This window comes from Parabacteroides sp. Marseille-P3160, from assembly GCF_900162725.1.
In the GTDB taxonomy this organism is placed as follows: Bacteria; Bacteroidota; Bacteroidia; order Bacteroidales; family Tannerellaceae; genus Marseille-P3160.
Map to the genome: position 1 here is coordinate 3,771,199 of NZ_LT799418.1, position 20,660 is coordinate 3,791,858.

A 20,660-nucleotide genomic window follows, 5' to 3' on the forward strand; every position below is an offset into this window, starting at 1 on the left:
AAATAAAAGCTTAAATATTATCAGACCACCCTACTTGGCCTGATAATATTTATACAATTATTATTTTTTCTTTCCGGGTTTGACAAATTCAAAGTTTTCTATGAGATATTTTGAGTCATCCTTCTTTATCAGATTATAGTATGGAGAATACATTTCAGCTGAAATTGTCCCTTTTTCCAAATCAAAATGTAACAATCGCAAATATCCTCCGCCAAAGTCTTCACCTTGATAATTCTGGAGAATCTGATATATTTTATTGTTATTTATACCTGTATCTACTTTTAATGCAGAACTCATTACGTGACCACTTAGAACTAAACGTATATTGGGATACACCTTTATTAAACGATCAAAAACAAACTGAGGACTAAAGTCTCCATAACCTGCATTATTTTGTACAATTTCTCCCTTTCCGCTAAGATGATAATGTGTCAATAAAATAACATTATATTCATGATAAGCCTTTATCACGTCACCGGCCCAATTGATAGGTCCTTGGCGAGGACAGAACTCCAAAACAACAACAAGCCAATTAGTATTACCCACACGGAATGTATAGTAAGCATTATCACTTTTACCCGGCTCATATCTCCCCCGTTGAGCAATAAAACGTGATGTAGGAAAATAGGAGTTAAACTTAAAGGTTTTACGCAAATTTTGATTCACATTACCTGGAGCGGCACTCCCACTATATTCACCAACAGCTTCAGTATCATGATTACCTAATGCTATTGCATATGGAATTCTTGCTTTATCAAATTTAGCAAAATATTCACCGGCTATTTCCCAATGAGTAAAATTGTCGTAATTTGCTACATCACCAACATGCAAAACAAGCGGTATATTCAATTTTTCTTTGTTTTTTATTATCCAATCAACCTGACTTTCAAGCATTTCAGGTTTAGAATCCACTTCACATTGGGTATCAGGGAAGACAGGTATTGTGAACTTCTGTGCATTTAATTGTAAAAGCAAAAAAAACAAGAATAATAAAACATTTATCTTTTTCATCTTTTTATTTTTTTAGTTACTGTCAACATTAACTGTTAATTACTATATCCTGGATTTTCAACTAAGTTTGGATTGTTTGCTGTTCGATCCATAGTGATAGGAAAATAATAATTCTCAGACTTAAATATAGGCGGATTAACTGCTCCATCCACTTTCAATCTTCTTTCAACCAAAAATTTCCTTGTTGTAAAATCTAAGATATAGCGGATTCCACTCATATGCCTTGAAAGATAATCTTCAGCAATTCTCCATCGTCTTAAATCCCAGTAACGATGTCCTTCAAAAGCCAGTTCTACCCTTCTTTCATTCCGTATTTTTTCATTGTCAATTGTACTTAATTCTTTAATTCCTGCTCGTTCGCGGATTTGATTAAGTGCATTTAACGCAATATCTACTCTACCTAAGGCATATGCAGATTCAGCGTAATTCAATAGGATCTCAGCATACCGGAAAATAATAAAATCTTGTGATGAGCCAAAAATACCTGCAGTAGAACTATTTCCATTATCTTTCTTTTCATCCAAATACTTAAGAACGCCAAAGCCTGTTTGCGTACTTTTTTGATCTCCGTTTGCTAAAACTCCATTATAGGAACCTGTTGTTAGGATAGTTCCATCCTCTTTTCGTATTCCATTATAAAAGTCAAGATTTCTGTCCTGCCACTGAGTATCCTGAGTGTAAAATGTAGCAAAAAAACGAGGATCTTTATTTAACCAAAGCTCTTGCGTCGTTAACAACTGGCCTTTTAATGCGTCTAAATCCAATGTGCCGGGTTTTCCATCAGTATATTCAAAAGCTTCAATCAATTCTAAATATGGAGCATCATGGATTCCGTTAGCCCAACCATTGGGAAAAGGACATTGAAAATAATCATAGCACCATCCTGCTCCGCTATAATCTCTATCACTTCCATCATGTTGGACTGCAAATATTACCTCTGAATTCCTCTTTGTTAAAAACAATTCCCTAAAGTTTGCCGCCTTGTCAAGATTTTCATTATAAAGCCTATATAATCCGCTTTTTATAATCGCTTCAGAAGCATCAAAGGATTCTTGATAATAATGATTCGTTTGCCCATTATCTATACCAACAACACCTTCCAATTGAACAGTTCCATATTGAGCAATACTTCCGGCATAAAGTGCCGCCCTGGAAAGCAATGCTAAGGCTGTATATTTGGAAGGTCTTCCCCATTCCGTATCGCTAACCTTCTCAGGTAATAACTCACTTACAGCTTTCGCCTCCGATATCACGAAATCATATACTTCTTTCTCCGTATTCCTTTTAGGATAGAGCGCATCTTCAGAATCCGTTATTTGTTGAACTTTCGTTATTAACGGAATTCCCCCATAGCGTTTTACCATATAAAAATAATTAAAGGCACGAAGAAACCGAGCTTCTGCAATCTTTTGTTTTTTAAAGGATTCACTAACTGATGAAGAAGGCAATCGTTCGATTATCTCGTTCAGAGAACGTATTACTTTATAAGGTTTTTCCCAATATTCTAATAACCCTCCTCCTATTTTAAGTCCATTTACCCTATACTGATAGGCATTACCAGAAAAATTAGAGGTTGATTTAGACTCATCACTTACATTATTAATATAAAATATAGAAAAAAATGGTTTGCTCGTATTAGAAACGTCATCCGCTTCATTATTTAATACAGTTGTATTTAAGTATGCTCCCGTAAGAAAAGCATCGACTAATATTTCATCATCCCAAACTATTGTTTCCGGAATGACATCTAATGGCTCTTTATCCAGTACATTACATGAAGCAAAAACAAGAATAAAGCTCAAGAGAAACCATTTTTGAATATTTTTAATATATTGTCTTTTATTATCCATAATTCTTTTTTTTAAAAGATTAATATTAATCCCACCGATAAATTCCGTTGCTGAGGATAGTAATTTGATCCACGTCCGGTCGGAACTTCCGGATCTAAACCGTATTTATTGAGAGAACTCCATGTAAGTAGATTAACACCAGAGAAGAAGAATCTCAAACTTTCAATATCAATAGATTTTAAAATATTATTTTTTAAGGTATATCCCAAATTAACAGATTTCAAACGGATATAGTCTCCTGGAACAAGTCGATAATCAGAAGTCCAACCATTAGAAGATGCTCCGCCTAATCTTGGGACTAAGGCATATCTATTATTATTCGTTTCAGTCCACCTATTATTATAATATTCTTCTGTTCTACTATCTAAGGTCGCTATAACATCAAAGCCTAAAGATCCTTGAAATAAGAAATCAAGATCAAAATTTTTATAATTAAATGAAGGATTAAATCCAACAACCCAAGTGGGAACGGTGCCTTGCCCAATTTGTACCTGATCTTTCCAGTCTATAATCTTGTCATCATTAACATCTAAATATTTGACATCACCCGGACGCAGAGTTGTATTTCCTCGCTGATCCTGATCATAAGTCAGGTTATCTATCTCTTCCTGACTTACAAATAATCCATCTGATAGATATCCAAACGTTCTGTCAGTCCATTTTCCCGATTTTATATTAATTCTTCTTTGATCAGAATCTAAATATTCCGGTTCTTCGTAATGGTTCCATTTAGAACGCGCCCATGAAATATTTGTCTTTAAATCCCAGATAAATCCATTCTGATTCCCGGAAGTAGCCAACATAAGTTCAAACCCACGGGTATTAGTGCTATTTAAATTCTCAGACGGAAGTGAAGCGCCAAAGGAAGAAGGCAATGTGATTAATCGGTTAGCTGGAATTCCCGTTCTTTTTCTATAAAAGACATCTAATGACCCATAAAAAAGTCCATTCCAGAAAGAAAAGTCACTTCCCGCATTATAGATTTTCAACTTTTCCCATGTAAGCTTTGGGTTTGCTAATCCTTTGGAAACAATACCTGAATATCTATTTGCTCCCCAAAGGTACGAACCGCCTGTATTCTTATCTGTAATATCATAACCCGTAATATAAGCGAAATTACTTACATTATCATTACCTGAAGCTCCATAACTTAACCGCAACTTTAATGCATCTAAATGATTGAAAGTCTTCATAAAGTTTTCCTGGTCAAGGCGCCAGGCCAAGGAAACGCTAGGAAAATATCCCCATCTGGAGTCCGAAGGAAATTTCGCCGATGCATCTGCTCGCAATGTAGCCTCCATTATATAGCGACTCATATAGGAATAATTCACACGACCAACCCAACTCAATCGCCCCATTTCACTAGTTGACGCACTATTTGTCATACCAACTGTACTACCGGCTAACATTTCATCAATTGCGGGGGTGATAAAGTTTGATCTTGCAGCCATCACATTATTATTATAATAATCAGTAGCTTCGAATAGGGCCAATGCACTTAGATCATGAATCTCGTTAAATGCATTATTATAAGACAATGATGTTTGGTATAATATTTGACGATCATTAGGTAAATTATATGTCAGATTAGCTGTACTACCAAATGAACCTGCATAAGTATAAATATCAGCCGCATAATCATATTTATAGAAAGGCACGGGCTTCGAAAAATTCTTCGTTGAAGAATACGTCTGTTTATAATCAATGAGTGTTTTTGCTCGTAAACCTTTAACTCTCTTAAAATCATAAATCAATTCACCAATGAAACGTATCTCCTGGCTTTTTCTATCACTATATCCGGATAGATTCCTATCTGTCGTAATATGTGCTCCTCCCGTACCTCCTCCTTCTGCATAAGGCGTTTTGGATGGGTCAGGAAAATGATCCGGGTAGATAGGCAATGTTCCCCAAAAATCGCCCCATATATTAGAATCTAAATTTCTTGTCGTATAATCTCTATAATTTATGATAGTAGAGAAATCCATTCTTGCAGTCAAATTACTTGTTATGTTAGCATCAATGTTTGCACGAATATTATACCTTTCATAACTGGCATCGCTTCTTTTGAAGAATGTTTCTTGTTTCATATATCCGATAAAACCATAAAACTTCACATTATCACTGCCTCCTCTCACTGACAAATTATGTTGTTGCTGCGGCGACCAGGTTCGGATTAACAAATCATACCAGTCCGTGTTTGGATATTGCGGATCGCCTCCATTATAAAATTTTTGTATTTCTTCTAATGTAAAAGGAGCTGTTGCCTCCGGTTGTCCTCCTTGAATATGTCCCTCTCTTTGCATTTCAGCGTATTGCCCCGAAGATGCTTTTTTAGGCATATTGGTTATACCTTGCCAGGTTAAAGAAGTATTAAGGGTTAATACCGGTTTTCCTTTAGTCCCCCGTTTGGTTGTTATCAAAAGAACTCCATTTCCTGCCCGGGCTCCATAGATAGCAGCTGAAGCGTCTTTCAATATAGAAACAGACTCTATTTCATTTGCATCAATAGAATTAAGATCGCCCTCTGCTCCATCGATAAGTACTAAAGGACCATCAAAACCTCGAATTTTTAGTGTCGCTTGGTCGGAACCAGGTAATCCACTTGATTGTAAAGTAATTAAACCCGGTAATTTACCTGCCAAAGCATTGGATACGGTGGACACTGGTGTTTTGATAATATCATTTGCTTTAATGGATGATACAGAACCTGCAATATTAAGCCTTTTTTGCATTCCATATCCTACGACAACTATTTCATCCAATTCGGATGTTTTCTCGACGAGAGAAACTGTTATAGAACTTCGACTGTCAACAGGTATTTCTTTCGAGATAAAACCGATATAAGAAATTTGCAATATGGCATTATCAGGAGCATTAATAGTAAATTTCCCGTCAAGATCTGAGATTGTACCATTGCTTGTCCCTTTAACCACTATATTCGCGCCGATAATCGGTTCTCCGTTTGCATCCTGTACCGTTCCTGTTATTTTTCGTGTCTGTTGAAGAACGGTTGTTATTTCTTCTTTTGGTTCTTTCGAAAGCACAATATGGGTACCTTCCAAAACATAGCGTACATCCGTATCAGCCAAAAGATTGTTTAAGACTTCAACTACCGGTTTATTTTTGGCTTTTACTGAGACTTTACGGGTAACATCGATCTCATTGTTATATATAAAAAGATAGTCAGTCTGACTTTCAATTTCATTTATGATTTTGTCGAGCGAAGCATTCCGCTGATTAATGCTGACTCGGGCATTCTGGGAATGCGTATTCTCAGCAAACGAACAGAACACACAGACCAAAAATAGAAATGTGGTTATTCGCATAATTCTAAATAGTTGTTTAAATTGTGGATTTTTTAAATAATAGAGTCCACACAAAGAGTTATTTTTCATACCTTTGTAAGTGTTTGAGATTAATACAGTTTTAATTAATTGTGTTAGTTAGGGCCGGTAAATGTTAGCGCATTTATCGGCTTCTTTTTGGGGTTAACAGTTTTTCATTTCATAGGCAAACAGTCGATTTAAAGTTAAACATTTTTACTTAATATAGATGATATGATTATCATCGTCTCGTTGATATGTAAATCGAATATTCTTTTGAAGAACGCGTAAAGCATATTCGACACCGTCTGTCTGACGGAATTTTCCCGTATAAGTGTGTTTATTCACACGGCTACTCTCTATTTTAATCGTGATTCCATAATATTTTTCAAAATCACGCATGATTTTTGAAAAAGATTCATTTTTAAAGCAAATCAGTCCCTCTTTCCAACGATAATGATTGAACTCATCAACAGCAACTGCCTGCAAACGCCCATCCACCAGATAGGCTTTAGTCTCCGGCGTAAGCAGCAAAGCGTCGGTCGGATCTTTTATGGAAGCCACTTTCACACTGCCTTCCATCAAGGTTGTTTCAAATTCATCCGCATCTTCGTAAGCTTCCACATCAAATTTGGTTCCTAAAACTTCAACGTTATGGTTTGCTGTTTGGACAATGAAAGGGGCTTTTTCATCCTTCTTTACTTCGAAATAAGCTTCTCCCGTTAGAGTGACTTTTCGTTCTTTCTTATTAAATGCAATGGGATATTGTAGGGTAGTCCGAGAATTTAGCCAGACATTCGTACCGTCAGGCAATGTAAGATTGATTCGCTGTCCCGGGGGCACAAAGATAGATTGCATCCGGGATAATTTTTCGTCCATTTGACGTTGATAGTACCAATGGCTCCCTCCAAGGACAAGCAAAATGATCGCTGCGATCTTTACAAGTTCCAGCGTGGCATTCCTTCCTGACTTCTTTTTCATTTCCACCATCACAGGAGATGTCTTTTCTCCTGTCAGCAAGATTATATCATACTGTTTCCGTTCTTCATTAAAAGAAATACGATTTTCAGGAGACTTATCAAGCCACTGTTTCAAAATCACTTCTTCCTCATAAGAGGCAAGCCCTTCAAAATATTTATACAATAGAGATCTATTCATTTTTTTCTTTAGATAATCAACCGCTTATATATATAGCAGTTTAGAAATAGAAGACCCCAGTCATTTGTTTATTTTTTTCTAAAATATTTATTGATGCAACTTGCCAAATTCTTTTGTTTTTATCCTATCTATTTATAGATTTGTATATTAAGTGGAATGCAGTCTTATAGTAAAAAAAACAAAAATAGATGAATAGAAAAGAATTTATCCGTACTACCGGATTATTAGTATGTGCACCTTCACTTTTCTCATTCAAAAGCGCAACGAATCAGAAAGCTGATTACCTAATGACTGTGAATGGTGCTGTGCCTATAAATAAGACCGGGCTTATTTTACCGCATGAACATATCCTCGTTGATTTCATCGGCGCGGATAAAGTAACCCCATCCCGTTATGACGCTGATATAGTATTTGCAAAGACGCTGCCTTACCTGGAACAAATCGTACGCAACGGGTGCAATACGTTTGTGGAATGTACCCCGGCTTATTTAAGCCGGGATGTAAAGCTTTTGCAGCGGCTCTCCAAAGCAAGTGGACTGCATATTATTACCAACACAGGATACTATGGGGCCGGCAATGGAAAATATTTGCCTCCTCATACGTATTCCGAATCTGCCGGACAACTGGCTGCAAGATGGACGCGGGAATGGAAAGAAGGGATCGAAGGTACCGGCATTAGGCCCGGCTTCATTAAAATAGGCGTTGACGCCTATCCACTTTCCGAGGTGCAACACAAACTGGTCGAAGCGGCGGCATTGACCCATCTGAACACAGGTTTGACCATCGCCATACACACCGGTAATGGAGAGGCGGCTCTGGAAGAAATGAGAATACTTAAAAACAAAGGCGTACGCCCGGAAGCATGGATCTGGACACATGCCCAAAACGAAAACGACAGAGCTGTACATTTGCAAGTAGCGAAAGAGGGAGGCTGGGTTTCCTTTGATGGCCTGAATACACAATCCCTCCGAGAATATATTCAATTCCTGAAAGATATGAAAGAGGCCCAGATGCTTCATAAAGTACTGATCTCCCATGATGCGGGCTGGTACCATGTAGGAGAACCGGACGGAGGTAATTTCCGACCGTTCGATACAGTTTTCAAAGACCTTATCCCTGCACTGGAAGAGGAAAAATTTACAGAAAAAGATATTGATAAGCTTTTCAGAAAAAATCCGGCTCGTGCGTTAGCCATAAGCATCAGAAAAGTATGAAATTAAATAATCGATAAAGTCATCCGAATCAATAAAATAAAATATAACGTTCAAACTATTACTTAAACGAATAAAAGAATAATCAGGAAATAGTCTTTTAATGAAATCCGCAATCGAGTCAAAGCTTTAGAGATATGATATTCTACCCCACTGATACTCAATCCTAAACGCTGAGCGATTTCTTTATAAGAGAGATTATGCTCGCGATTTAAGAGAAAGGCCTGCCGGGTTTGTTCAGGTAATGACGCCAATGTCCGGTCAACGATTTCTTTTGCTTCATCAATAAACAGTTCGTTCGGGTCACATGCTTCCAAGGTGGATATCCGGAGGTTAAACTCCCATAAGGCATGCACACGCAGTTTCTCTGAGGCATCTTCCCGTACTTGAAGATGTTGTAAATAATTAAGACATTTATGCTTTATAATAGTAAGGATATAAGCCGACGGATTGGATTCCGAAGCGAGGGTCTGCTGGTTTTCCCAATAGTACATGAACGCCTCAAGTACGAAATCCTCCGCTACCGCCAACTCCCGGACATACGAATTCGCAAAATGGACAAAACGTCCGTGGTAAGTCGTAAAGAGTTGGTTAAATGCACTGATTTCGTTCTCCTTATCCATGATTTCCAGATTAACTTATGGCAAATATATGAATAAAAAAAACATCCATATCCATTAAATATTTACTAATTTTGCGAAAAGGTAAATTATATACCATTCAATTATGTTATTATGGATATCATCAAATTGAAAGGAGAAGACCGACAACTTTATAACCTCATAGCCCATCTGGTAATGAAGGAAGAAGTCTTAAGTTACAATTTGAATTACTCATATAAAACGTCTCCTGAATATCGCTGGTTCGTCGCCACAAACGAAGGCAATATCCTCGGCTTTATCCCGGTAAAATTAAAAGAGGGAAAAGCGATAATAAATAACTATTTCATCGCCAATGACGAAAGTACGGTTCTATCGACATTATTAAAAGAGGTCATACAGGATCTTTGGCCTGACTTTGAAGTCGAATCGGTAACACAAATACGTCATATCCCTCTTTTTGAGCAAAATGGTTTTGTAACGATATTTCAATGGAAAAGATATGTTAAAATGAAAGTTGTCTCAAATGAAAAAAAACGTCTATGAACGGGCAATGAACCGGATAAAAATACTGTTTAACGAGTTTGATAACATCTATATTTCTTTTTCCGGCGGTAAAGACAGTGGTGTTATGCTCAATCTTTGTTTGCAATATATGAAGGAAAACAATATCAAGAGAAAAATCGGAGTATTTCATATGGATTATGAAATCCAGTATAATGAGACGATCCGCTATATTGACCGGGTATTTCAACATAATTCCGACTTGCTGGAAATATACCATATTTGCGTCCCATTCAAAGTAAGTACTTGTACTTCTATGTACCAGACTTTCTGGCGCCCTTGGGAGGATGCCTGCAGAAAGTTTTGGGTACGGGAAATGCCTGCAGGCTGTTATACAAAAGAAGATTTCCCTTTTTATACTATGGAAATGTGGGATTATGATTTTCAGACCCTGTTTGCCCAATGGCATCATCGTTTGAAAAAAAGCAAAAGAACATGTTGTCTGGTTGGCATACGAACTCAGGAAAGTCTTCATCGATGGAGAACGATATACGGCAACAGAAGGTGCCAGATGTATCACAATATAAAATGGACTCATCAGTTATCAGATAATATATATAATGCATATGTGATATATGACTGGTTGACAACCGACATATGGACGGCAAACGGTCGCTTCGGCTGGGATTACAACAGGCTTTATGACCTGTATTATCAAGCCGGCGTAACTTTGGAAAGGCAGCGGGTAGCCAGCCCGTTTATTTCTGCCGCACAAGAAAGCCTGTCGCTTTACCGTGCTATTGATCCTGACATGTGGGGAAAAATGATATGCCGCGTGAATGGCGTAAATTTTACTGCTATTTACGGGAGTACGAGCGCTGTGGCACGACATAGTAAAATCACCCTTCCACCGGGCCATACATGGGAAAGCTATATGCACTTCCTTTTGTCCACCTTGCCTGAAAAAACGCGGTTGCATTATTTACAGAAATTATCCGTAAGCATTAATTTTTGGCGAACCAAAGGAGGTTGCCTTTCTTGTGAGACTATCGAAAAATTACAAGCTTGCGGCATTGAAATTGAGGTATTGCCGCATTCGAACTACAAGACGAGCAAATCCCCGGTAAAGATGGAATATCAGGATACAATAAATATTCAGGAATTCAAGTATTTACCCACTTTCAAGCGAATGTGCATATGTATCCTTAAAAATGATCATCTGTGTAAATATATGGGATTTGCCATGACCAAAAAAGAAATCGAAGAGCGAAAAAACATAATGGAATTTTATCAAAAAAACACAAATGAATGAGAATAATGAGTACATTAGTCCTGCTTACAATGTCAGACGGGTTCCGATAGAAAAAATAAGAGCAAATGCATATAATCCCAATGTAGTTGCACCTCCGGAAATGGAACTTCTGGAACTTTCCATTTGGGAAGACGGGTATACGATGCCGTGTGTCTGCTATTATTGTTCTGAAGAAGACAGATACGAACTTGTAGATGGATTCCACAGATATATGGTAATAAAAACATCGCAACGCATTTATAATCGGGAAAAAGGTTGCCTGCCTGTAACGGTGATTAACAAAGATCTGTCCAATCGAATGGCTTCAACCATCAGGCATAACCGGGCCCGAGGGATACATAGCATTGAACTTATGACCAATCTGGTAAGCGAACTCAAAAAGGCAGGAATGAGTGATGCATGGATTATAAAGAATATCGGCATGGATAAGGATGAACTACTTAGGCTTAAACAGATTTCGGGTTTAGCCGCTCTATTTGCGGATAAAGATTTTAGCATTCCCGAAAGACACGCTAAGATTTTTTAGCTAAAAAGAGCATTGCGCCGCCCTGAAAAAGGAATATACTCGATCAATTGATCGAGTATATTCCTTTTTGATATTGAGTGCACTCAATTTTTCCCGTACAAGTCATGACTTTGGGGACAGCCTTTCCTCTCCGGTTCACATTTTTATTTTGTGACAGGTCGAACACCTGGCCAATTCGCCGCGAAAACGTTTTTCTACCAATTCATGTAGACGGCTCTTCAAAGCATCCAAACGTACATGGTCGATGACATCGGACGTAAAAGCGACACTCAACATCAAACGTGCTTCTTCTTTGGAGATTCCACGACTCTGCATATAAAACAAGGCATTTTCATCGATTTGTCCGGTCGTCATACCGTGCGAACATTTCACATCGTCGGCATAGATTTCCAATTGAGGCTTACTGAACATCCGTGCTTCCCGTGTCATACATAAGTTACGATTATTCTGATAAGCCTGCGTTTTCTGGGCATCCTTCGCCACATAGATCCGTCCGCTAAAAGCTCCGACGGAACGATCGTTCAACACATTCTTGAAAAGTTCATTACTGGTACAGTGAGGAACGGCATGATTGATATAGGTATACGTATCTACCTGTTGCTCCCTGTCTAATATAGACATCCCGCAAAGGTAAGTTTGGGCCCCTTCTCCGTTGAGATCGATATAATAATTGTTACGGCTCAAACCATTGTTCAACGTAATTCCATCCACCAGAACATTCGATGAAGCGCCCTGCTCTACATGAAGCGAAGAAAACCGGGTGGTCGAGACACTGCTTTCTTCCAAATCATAAAAATCGAAGTAAGCGCCTTCAGCGGCAAAAATCTCCACCACTTGTGTCGACAGGAACTTTACATCATCAATGCTATGGTCACAAACCAAAAGCCGGGCTTCGGAATGAGGTTCCATAATTACCAACATCCTCCGGTTTGCCATCAAATCACGATCACTCCTGAAAATATTAATCAACTGAATCGGGCGTTCTACCTTCACACCTTCCGGAACATAAAGGACAAAACCATCCTGGGCAAGCATCGTATTCAATGCAATCACTCCGTCCTTTGAAAAAGAGGCGGCTTTGCCATAATACCGGGAAACCAGTTCCGGATGCTGTTCCGCAAAGCTTTTCAGGCTTCCGGCAAAAACGCCCGGAGGGAAAACTACATTCGGTTGATTTCTCTCATAAAAAGAATCATTGACAATGAAATACAAGGAAGTACTCAAGTTGGGAACATCGCAACAAAATACATCTTCCGGATTGACGGGTACCGGCTTCCGGCTCAGGTTCAGCCCATAATCAGGCGCGAACGAGCGGGCGACGTCCGTATATTTGTAATCCTCTCCTTTCAAAGAAGGGAATCCGAGTCGCTCAAAAGCTTCGAAAGCGTCCTTACGAAAATGGTTGAGCACAGGGGAGCTATGCTTGCAAATCAAGTCCTCATACTGTGTAAACAGATCAATATAGGATTGTTCGGCTCTCATATTACTCTCCCTCCACTTCTTTTTTTATCCAGTCATACCCTTTCTCCTCTAATTCCAAAGCAAGTTCCGGACCGGCAGATTTCACGATGCGCCCTTTGTAAAGAACGTGTACAAAATCCGGTTTAATATATTCCAACAACCGCTGGTAATGGGTAATGACAATCGTTGCATTCCGAGGTGTTTTTAAATGATTCACACCCTTTGCTACAATCCGCAAGGCGTCAATATCCAAACCGCTATCCGTTTCATCCAGAATAGCCAATGTAGGTTCCAGCATCGCCATCTGGAAGATTTCATTTCTTTTCTTTTCTCCTCCGGAAAAGCCTTCGTTCACACTCCGGCTGGTTAGTTTGCTGTCCATCTCCACCAATTCACGCTTTTCACGCATCAACTTCAGGAAATCGGTAGCCGATACCGGAGATTCTCCTTTATACTTACGATGCTCATTTACAGCCGATCGCATAAAATTCACCATACTTACCCCCGGAATCTCCACCGGATATTGGAAACTGAGGAAAATCCCTTCGCAACTCCGTTCTTCGGGAGAAAGCTCCAGCAGATCCTTTCCCTCGAAAGTCACTTCTCCTTCGGTCACTTCAAAAGCCGGATTTCCGACCAATACGCTACTCAGCGTACTCTTACCGGAACCGTTCGGCCCCATAATTGCATGTATTTCTCCGGCTTTAACAAAAAGATCAATTCCCTTTAATATTTCCTTGCCATCGACATTGGCATGCAAATTCTTTATATCTAACATGTTTTTTATTTATTTATTATCCGACACTACCTTCCAGAGAAATAGAGAGAAGCTTCTGAGCCTCTACGGCAAACTCCATAGGCAGTTTATTCATTACTTCACGCGCATATCCGTTTACAATCAGGCCAACGGCTTCTTCAGTCGTTATCCCCCGCTGATTACAATAAAACAACTGTTCTTCGCTAATCTTGCTTGTCGTCGCTTCATGCTCTATGACCGCCGTTTCATTCTGAATATCGGCATACGGGAATGTATGGGCCCCGCAAGTAGAACTCAACAAAAGGCTGTCGCATTGGCTATGGTTGCGGGCGCCTTCGGCACGAGGAACAACTTTCACCAAACCGCGATAACTGTTCTGGCTGAATCCGGCGGAAATTCCTTTCGAGACAATCGTACTACGCGTATTCTTCCCCAGATGGATCATCTTGGTACCCGTATCGGCCTGTTGGTAATGGTTCGTTACGGCAACCGAATAAAACTCTCCGACCGAATTATCCCCGGCCAAAATGCAACTGGGATATTTCCATGTAATCGCAGAGCCGGTTTCCACCTGTGTCCAGGAAATTTTACTTCCTTCCCCTTTGCACAAACCGCGTTTGGTTACAAAATTATAAATACCGCCTTTCCCTTCTTTATCCCCCGGATACCAGTTCTGTACCGTGGAATATTTCACTTCGGCATGTTCCAGGGCGATAATTTCCACAATCGCGGCATGCAGTTGGTTTTCATCCCGCATCGGAGCTGTACATCCTTCCAGATAACTTACATAAGACTCGTCATCCGCCACAATCAGTGTACGCTCGAACTGTCCCGTATTCGCCGCATTAATACGGAAATACGTACTCAGCTCCATCGGACAGCGTACTCCTTTGGGGATATAAACAAACGAGCCGTCCGAAAAGACAGCCGAATTCAACGCCGCAAAAAAGTTATCCCGGTAACTCACAACGCTGCCGAGGAAGCGTTTTACCAAGTCGGGATGATGCTTGACAGCCTCGCTGAAAGAGCAAAAGATAATTCCTTTTTCTGCCAGCACGTCTTTAAAAGTCGTCTTGACGGAAACACTATCCATAACGGCATCCACAGCCATTCCGCTCAGAATCTTCTGTTCCTCCAGAGGAATCCCCAGCTTATCAAATGTCTTCAGCAACTCCGGATCTACTTCATCCAGGTTTTTAGGTCCTTCTTTCCTCCTTGGGGCGGCATAATAAATGATATCCTGATAATCGATGGAGGGAATAGACAAATGCGGCCACACGGGCATTTCCATCGTCTGCCAATGCCTATAGGCTTTGAGGCGAAAATCAAGGAGCCACTCAGGCTCTTCTTTTTTCGCGGAGATCGCCCGGATAATGTCTTCGTTGAGTCCTTTGGGAATCGTATCCGTATCGACGTCCGTGACAAATCCGTATTTATAGTCTCCGCTTGTTACTTCATTCAGTATATTATTGGAATCTTGCATTACTCATACATCATTAAATAGTTATTCTCCTTTATTAAACAAGTCATTCGGATAAATGGTTGGGACAATATTGCGTACGGTAAAATAAAACCGGGATTCAACCTTCGTTTCCAATGAAATAAAAGAAGATTTGGGATCAAGGACTTCCAATAAGTTCAAAAATAAACTTAAAAAAAAGAGGGTTGCAATCAGGCCGAAAACTCCACCGACCAAATGGTTGAATAAACTGAGCGGAGTAACCTCCAATACCCGATGGACAATTTCACCCGTAGAAACCACAATGCCTACGATCAGCAGGAAAGCCAATACATAACTCCCGATCATCGCCGCTTCCTGTGGGAACCAATCCGATTTAAGCAAATGCTCTCTTACCCAGACCGCCACTTCCGCACAAAAATAAATGGCCGCCAATAAGGCTATAAGCGAAATAACCTGTCTGACTAATCCGTCAGACAGGCCTTTTATCAATCCGATCACTGCCAGACACAACAAACTAATGTCTAACCAGTTCATATCCTTTAATTATAAAGTCTTCCGAATTTCCGTCTCCTCAAAAGCTTCAATGATGTCGCCTACCTGAATGTCATTATAGTTGGTAAGGGAAATACCGCAATCCAAACCGGCCGTAACCTCCTTCACTTCATCTTTGAAGCGCTTCAAGGAGGCTATTTCACCTGTATGGATCACAATACCGTCGCGGATCACCCGGACTTTATTGCTTCGCTTGATCTTACCTTCTTTCACGACACATCCGGCAACCGTCCCTACTTTAGTAATTTTAAATACTTGCTGGACATCCACATTTCCGCATATTTCTTCTTTGATCTCCGGAGACAACATACCTTCCATCGCACTCTTCACCTCATTGATCGCATCATAGATGATCGAATACAAACGTATTTCGACGCCTTCTTTCTCCGCCATCCGGCGGGCCAATAAGGCCGGTCGTACTTGGAAACCGATAATAATCGCGTCGGAAGCGGCCGCAAGAACCACATCCGATTCCGAGATTTGTCCCACCGCCTTATGAATCACGTTCACCTGTATCTCTTCGGTCGACAGACGTATCAAGGAGTCCGACAAAGCCTCTACCGAACCGTCCACATCTCCCTTGACAATGACATTCAGTTCCTGGAAGTTTCCGACAGCAATACGCCGTCCGATATCATCCAGCGTAAGCATCTTCTGCGTACGCAATCCCAGTTCGCGTTGCAATTGTTCCCGGCGGTTTGCAATTTCACGCGCCTCCTGCTCCGTCTCCATCACGTTAAACAGGTCGCCGGCCTGCGGCGCTCCATCTAATCCAAGGATCAGTACCGGTTCCGAAGGACCGGCCGTTTCCACACGCAGGTTACGTTCGTTGAACATCGCCTTTATGCGCCCGTGATGCGTACCGGCCAGGACGACATCGCCGATCTTCAAAGTCCCGTTCTCAACCAAGATGGTCGCCACGTATCCGCGCCCTTTATCCAACGACGATTCAATGACGGAACCGCTGGCACGTCTTTTCGGATTGGCTTTCAGATCCAGCAAATCGGCTTCAAGCAACACTTTTTCAAGAAGTTCCTGAACGCCGATCCCTTTCTTGGCCGAAATTTCCTGACATTGGTACTTTCCTCCCCAATCTTCAACCAGATAATTCATCCCCGCCAGTTCTTCTTTGATCTTTTCCGGATTAGCATGGGGCTTATCTATTTTGTTAATGGCAAAAACGATCGGAACGCCCGCAGCCGAAGCATGGTTGATCGCTTCAACCGTCTGTGGCATCACATTATCGTCCGCAGCTATAATGATAATGGCGATATCCGTCACTTTCGCTCCACGGGCACGCATGGCCGTAAAAGCTTCATGCCCCGGCGTATCCAGGAAGGTGATGCGCCGCCCGGAAGCCAGTTTTACATTGTATGCCCCGATATGTTGCGTAATCCCTCCGGCCTCACCAGCAATGACGTTTGCATTACGGATATTATCCAGCAATGATGTCTTACCGTGGTCTACGTGTCCCATGACCGTCACGATCGGCGGACGAGATACCCAATCATCTTCATTATCTTCCTCTTCCTTGATGGCGTCAATTACTTCGGCGCTCACATATTCGGTCTTGAAGCCGAACTCGTCGGCTACTATATTGATGGTCTCCGCATCCAGGCGCTGGTTGATAGAAACCATAATACCGATACTCATACAGGTCGAGATAACCTGCGTAACCGGTACATCCATCATGTTCGCCAAGTCGTTGGCGGTAACAAACTCCGTCAGTTTCAGGATGCGGCTTTCCCTTTCCTCCTGCTCCAACAGTTCATGCTCACGTCTTTCGGCGGCGTCCCGTTTATCCCGGCGGTATTTCGCACCTTTTCCGGCCTTACTCCCTTTATTGGTCAGGCGGGCTAAGGTTTCCTTGATCTGCTTTTGTACATCTTCCTCATTCACTTCGGCTTTCACCGGTTTCTTCAGATGCTGCGTGCGGCGTTCATGCGTCGGACGAACGTTCGTGCCCGGAGTATTGGATATATCCACCCGGTCTTTCTTGATCCGCTTCCGTTTCTTCTTTCCGTCCGCGTCCGCAGAACCTCCGGCGGCATTCTGTGCCGATTTCAGGATTACAACCTTCTTAATGCCCGGAGCGGACGAATGACCCGTTCCATTCTGGTCGGATGTCGAGGCTGCCGACCGGGCCTTGTGTTCGTTGAATTTTTCCCGTTTCTCTTCCCGTTCTTTTTTCCGTTCTTCCTTGGTCTTCTTTTTAGGGCGGGTAGACTGGTTCAATGAATCCAGATTGATCTTTCCGGTGACCTTAATCTTCGATTCGAATTTGGGCGTACCGATACGAAAGATCGTTTCTTCCTCCGCCGAAGCGGCTTCAGGCTCCGCCGGCTTTTCAACGGAAGGAGAAGGAGGCGGTACGGTTTCTTTTTCCGGTTCCTTGGCGACGGTTTTCTCCGGTTCTTTGGCGGCAGCAACCGGCTCCGTCTTTTCAGCGACTGCAGCCGGCTCTGTGACGGCGGCTTCAGGTTTTACTTTCTTCTCTGATTCCTCCGCTTTACGCACAGGCTCTTCTATTGTCTTTGTTTCCACGGCCTCTTTTTCTACAGTCTGTTCTTTTTCCGGCGCTTTTTCCTTGGGCTGTTCTTCTTCCTTCGGAGAAGGTTTGCCGGCCAAAACGTCTTCCTGTTTATATATATGCACGCGAGGAGCATCCAAATCAATGTGCCCCTTCGTTACTATTTTGGGAATAAATTCTTTTGGTATTTCCGTCTTGATCAGTTCCGGCTTTTTCTCCTCTTCCTTTTTCTCCTCTTTCTTCGGATGTTTGATTGAAGAGGCAGGTGTAGGCGCCGACGGGGTTATTTGGTTCATCAATCTTTTCCGTTCCGCTTCGGACAGATCTTTCCCAAACTCATTCACGAGCAAAGTATACTGTTCATCACTGATCTTCATGTTGGGGTTGCTCTCAACAGGAAAACCTTTCCCGTGCAGGAAATCGACGACCGTCGTAATTCCTACGTTCAAGTCTCTTGTTACTTTAATTAATTTTATAGGCATATTTTACTTTGTCGTGTTCTTTATTTCTTTGCTTCGTCTTCTCCTCCTTCATCCTCACCCTCAAACTCGGCCGACAGGATAGCAAGGACGTCGTCTACCGTTTGCTCTTCCAGGTCGGCACGTTCGATAATCTCTTCGCGTTTCATCGCCAATACCGCTTTCGCGGTATAACAACCGATATTTTTCAACGCATCGATTACCCAGGAGTCGATTTCATCCGCAAATTCATCCAGGTAAATATCTTCTTCATCCGCGCCTTCCACATCACGGAAGACATCGATCGTATACTCTGTCAACATACAAGCCAGCTTGATATTCAATCCTCCTTTTCCGATAGCCAGTGAAACTTCTTCGGGACGAAGAAAGACCTCAGCTCTCTTTTCTTCCTCATTCACCCGAATAGATGAAATTTTGGCAGGACTCAAGGCTCGTTGAATGAACAAAGATATATTAGATGTATAGTTAATTACATCTATATTTTCATTTTTTAACTCTCTTACGATTCCATGGATACGGGAACCCTTCATTCCGACGCAGGCGCCTACCGGGTCGATCCGGTCGTCATACGACTCGACCGCCACCTTGGCGCGTTCGCCCGGAATACGGGCAATCGCCTTGATCGTAATCAGTCCGTCGTTAATTTCAGGTACTTCCAACTCGAACAGGCGTTGAAGGAAGACCTTGTCCGTACGTGAAAGAATGATCTTCGGATTGTTGTTCACGTTTTCCACCCGTTGTATGACCGCACGTACCGTTTCGCCTTTGCGGTAGAAGTCCGAAGGGATTTGCTCCGATTTGGGAAGCAGCAACTCATTTCCCTCGTCATCCAGCAACAGGATTTCTTTCTTCCAGACTTGGTACACGTCCGCTGCAATAATGCTTCCGACGCGTTCCTTATATTTAGCGTACAAATTATCCTTCTGCAATTCAAGTATCTTGGAAGCCAGCGTCTGGCGCAGGTTCAGGATTGCACGACGGCCGAATTTGGCAAAATGTACCTCGTCGGTAACCTCTTCCCCGACTTCGCAATCCGGATCGATCTCACGCGCTTCACTCAGTTTGGTCTGCAAATTGGCATCCGTCAGTTCATCATCTTCCACGACGATCCGGTTTCTCCAGATTTCAAAATCTCCTTTCTCCGGATTGATAATCACGTCATAGTTCTCATCCGTCCCGAACATTTTGGCAATCACATTACGGAATGACTCTTCCAACACACTGATCATCGTATCCTTGTCAATATTTTTCAATTCCTTGAATTCCGCCAGCGTATCGATCATGCTGATTGTTTCCTCTTTCTTTGCCATAATTTACTTGAATCTAATTAGATATTTTGTCTGTTTTATTTCTTCTTTTTTATAAGTCCGGTCCTCTTCCACGGTAACTTTCCGCTTCACACCTTCCGGTTTTACTTTCTTTTCGACCGTAAGCACAATCCCCGATTCATCAGCGGATTTAAGGATACCGGTCAGTTTCACTCCGTCATTCAACAGCACCTCCACTTCGTTTCCGATGTTTTTTACGTACTGCCGGAGCACCTTGAACGGAGCGGTAATTCCCGCCGAACCGACTTCCAACTCATAATCCTCTACATCGCGGTCCAAATGTTCTTCCACATAGCGGCTCAACTCCACACAATCGTCGATACAGACACCTTCATCATTGTCTATTTCAATCACAATCCGGTTGCCCGCCTTCACCATGACATCCACTAAATAGTCATCCGAACCGGCCAGCTTCTCCTCCACTATTTGTCTCACTACGCCCTTATCGATCATATTGTTTATCCCGTTACAATAAAAGAAGGGGACTACCCGCCCCCTCCTCATCTTCACTTAATCGCCTGCAAATATACAAATCCCTCGTGACTTTGCAAAACAATATGAAACAAAAGATTATTCACTATTTTCTATAGAATAACG

At 41.6% G+C, this 20,660-nt stretch carries 16 protein-coding genes; 4 read left to right on the forward strand and 12 right to left on the reverse strand.

Features of this window, described 5'->3' with window-relative positions:
• Positions 1-60 precede the first annotated feature (60 nt).
• The 4 genes from BQ8014_RS15160 to BQ8014_RS15175 form a co-directional block, all read right to left on the reverse strand.
• Complete coding sequence (locus BQ8014_RS15160) at positions 61-1,011, reverse strand: metallophosphoesterase (RefSeq protein ID WP_080905085.1); 951 nt, start codon at positions 1,009-1,011, stop codon at positions 61-63.
• Between the two features lie 35 nt (positions 1,012-1,046).
• Positions 1,047-2,861 (reverse strand): RagB/SusD family nutrient uptake outer membrane protein, encoded by a 1,815-nt coding sequence (locus BQ8014_RS15165; RefSeq protein WP_080905086.1) that lies wholly within the window; start codon positions 2,859-2,861, stop codon positions 1,047-1,049.
• 11 nt (positions 2,862-2,872) lie between these two features.
• On the reverse strand, positions 2,873-6,256 hold the full coding sequence (locus BQ8014_RS15170) for a TonB-dependent receptor (protein ID WP_080905087.1): 3,384 nt from the start codon (positions 6,254-6,256) through the stop codon (positions 2,873-2,875).
• Positions 6,257-6,400: 144 nt separating this feature from the next.
• Positions 6,401-7,342: a FecR family protein gene (locus tag BQ8014_RS15175; RefSeq protein WP_080905088.1), complete on the reverse strand. Its 942-nt coding sequence runs from the start codon at positions 7,340-7,342 to the stop codon at positions 6,401-6,403.
• A 188-nt stretch (positions 7,343-7,530) separates the two neighbouring features.
• On the opposite strand from BQ8014_RS15175, the gene BQ8014_RS15180 reads away from it, so the two are divergent.
• Positions 7,531-8,556: a phosphotriesterase family protein gene (locus BQ8014_RS15180; RefSeq protein ID WP_080905089.1), complete on the forward strand. Its 1,026-nt coding sequence runs from the start codon at positions 7,531-7,533 to the stop codon at positions 8,554-8,556.
• Between the two features lie 62 nt (positions 8,557-8,618).
• On the opposite strand, the gene BQ8014_RS15185 is transcribed toward BQ8014_RS15180, so the two are convergent.
• Complete coding sequence (locus tag BQ8014_RS15185; RefSeq protein WP_080905090.1) at positions 8,619-9,176, reverse strand: RNA polymerase sigma-70 factor; 558 nt, start codon at positions 9,174-9,176, stop codon at positions 8,619-8,621.
• A gap of 111 nt (positions 9,177-9,287) precedes the next feature.
• Between BQ8014_RS15185 and BQ8014_RS15190 the strand changes: the two genes are divergently transcribed.
• The 3 genes from BQ8014_RS15190 to BQ8014_RS15200 are packed head-to-tail and all read left to right on the forward strand — an operon-like array spanning position 9,288 to position 11,494.
• Positions 9,288-9,698: a hypothetical protein gene (locus BQ8014_RS15190; protein ID WP_080905091.1), complete on the forward strand. Its 411-nt coding sequence runs from the start codon at positions 9,288-9,290 to the stop codon at positions 9,696-9,698.
• A complete protein-coding gene (locus BQ8014_RS15195; RefSeq protein WP_080905092.1) occupies positions 9,679-10,968 on the forward strand; it encodes a DUF3440 domain-containing protein in 1,290 nt (429 codons plus the stop codon). Before BQ8014_RS15190 ends, BQ8014_RS15195 begins: the two co-directional genes overlap by 20 nt.
• The gene (locus BQ8014_RS15200) at positions 10,961-11,494 is read left to right on the forward strand and encodes an IbrB-like domain-containing protein (protein ID WP_080905093.1); all 534 of its coding nucleotides are present in this window, start codon (positions 10,961-10,963) and stop codon (positions 11,492-11,494) included. Before BQ8014_RS15195 ends, BQ8014_RS15200 begins: the two co-directional genes overlap by 8 nt.
• Before the next feature lie 135 nt (positions 11,495-11,629).
• Here the strand turns inward: BQ8014_RS15200 and sufD are convergent, their stop codons facing one another.
• Genes sufD through rimP form a run of 7 tightly spaced genes read right to left on the reverse strand, consistent with a single transcriptional unit; the run spans position 11,630 to position 20,516 of the window.
• Entirely contained in the window at positions 11,630-12,976 is a 1,347-nt protein-coding gene (sufD, locus tag BQ8014_RS15205; RefSeq protein WP_080905094.1) for a Fe-S cluster assembly protein SufD, read from the reverse strand.
• A 1-nt stretch (position 12,977) separates the two neighbouring features.
• Positions 12,978-13,733, reverse strand: coding sequence for a Fe-S cluster assembly ATPase SufC (gene sufC, locus BQ8014_RS15210; RefSeq protein WP_080905095.1), 756 nt, complete (start codon positions 13,731-13,733; stop codon positions 12,978-12,980).
• 16 nt (positions 13,734-13,749) lie between these two features.
• Entirely contained in the window at positions 13,750-15,195 is a 1,446-nt protein-coding gene (sufB, locus tag BQ8014_RS15215; RefSeq protein WP_080905096.1) for a Fe-S cluster assembly protein SufB, read from the reverse strand.
• Positions 15,196-15,216: 21 nt separating this feature from the next.
• Positions 15,217-15,708, reverse strand: a complete 492-nt coding sequence (locus BQ8014_RS15220) for a CvpA family protein (protein ID WP_080905097.1) — start codon at positions 15,706-15,708, stop codon at positions 15,217-15,219.
• Positions 15,709-15,717: 9 nt separating this feature from the next.
• Positions 15,718-18,738, reverse strand: a complete 3,021-nt coding sequence (gene infB, locus BQ8014_RS15225) for a translation initiation factor IF-2 (protein WP_080905098.1) — start codon at positions 18,736-18,738, stop codon at positions 15,718-15,720.
• A gap of 20 nt (positions 18,739-18,758) precedes the next feature.
• Complete coding sequence (nusA, locus tag BQ8014_RS15230) at positions 18,759-20,045, reverse strand: transcription termination factor NusA (RefSeq protein WP_080905099.1); 1,287 nt, start codon at positions 20,043-20,045, stop codon at positions 18,759-18,761.
• Between the two features lie 3 nt (positions 20,046-20,048).
• Complete coding sequence (rimP, locus tag BQ8014_RS15235) at positions 20,049-20,516, reverse strand: ribosome assembly cofactor RimP (protein WP_080905100.1); 468 nt, start codon at positions 20,514-20,516, stop codon at positions 20,049-20,051.
• Positions 20,517-20,660: the final 144 nt, after the last annotated feature.

Coding starts and splice junctions, on each gene's coding strand:
- BQ8014_RS15160 (WP_080905085.1), bottom strand. CDS start 1,011: ATGAAAAAGATAAATGTTTTATTATTCTTGTTTTTTTTGCTTTTACAA.
- BQ8014_RS15165 (WP_080905086.1), bottom strand. CDS start 2,861: ATGGATAATAAAAGACAATATATTAAAAATATTCAAAAATGGTTTCTC.
- BQ8014_RS15170 (WP_080905087.1), bottom strand. CDS start 6,256: ATGAAAAATAACTCTTTGTGTGGACTCTATTATTTAAAAAATCCACAA.
- BQ8014_RS15175 (WP_080905088.1), bottom strand. CDS start 7,342: ATGAATAGATCTCTATTGTATAAATATTTTGAAGGGCTTGCCTCTTAT.
- BQ8014_RS15180 (WP_080905089.1), top strand. CDS start 7,531: ATGAATAGAAAAGAATTTATCCGTACTACCGGATTATTAGTATGTGCA.
- BQ8014_RS15185 (WP_080905090.1), bottom strand. CDS start 9,176: ATGGATAAGGAGAACGAAATCAGTGCATTTAACCAACTCTTTACGACT.
- BQ8014_RS15190 (WP_080905091.1), top strand. CDS start 9,288: ATGGATATCATCAAATTGAAAGGAGAAGACCGACAACTTTATAACCTC.
- BQ8014_RS15195 (WP_080905092.1), top strand. CDS start 9,679: ATGAAAAAAAACGTCTATGAACGGGCAATGAACCGGATAAAAATACTG.
- BQ8014_RS15200 (WP_080905093.1), top strand. CDS start 10,961: ATGAATGAGAATAATGAGTACATTAGTCCTGCTTACAATGTCAGACGG.
- sufD (WP_080905094.1), bottom strand. CDS start 12,976: ATGAGAGCCGAACAATCCTATATTGATCTGTTTACACAGTATGAGGAC.
- sufC (WP_080905095.1), bottom strand. CDS start 13,733: ATGTTAGATATAAAGAATTTGCATGCCAATGTCGATGGCAAGGAAATA.
- sufB (WP_080905096.1), bottom strand. CDS start 15,195: ATGCAAGATTCCAATAATATACTGAATGAAGTAACAAGCGGAGACTAT.
- BQ8014_RS15220 (WP_080905097.1), bottom strand. CDS start 15,708: ATGAACTGGTTAGACATTAGTTTGTTGTGTCTGGCAGTGATCGGATTG.
- infB (WP_080905098.1), bottom strand. CDS start 18,738: ATGCCTATAAAATTAATTAAAGTAACAAGAGACTTGAACGTAGGAATT.
- nusA (WP_080905099.1), bottom strand. CDS start 20,045: ATGGCAAAGAAAGAGGAAACAATCAGCATGATCGATACGCTGGCGGAA.
- rimP (WP_080905100.1), bottom strand. CDS start 20,516: ATGATCGATAAGGGCGTAGTGAGACAAATAGTGGAGGAGAAGCTGGCC.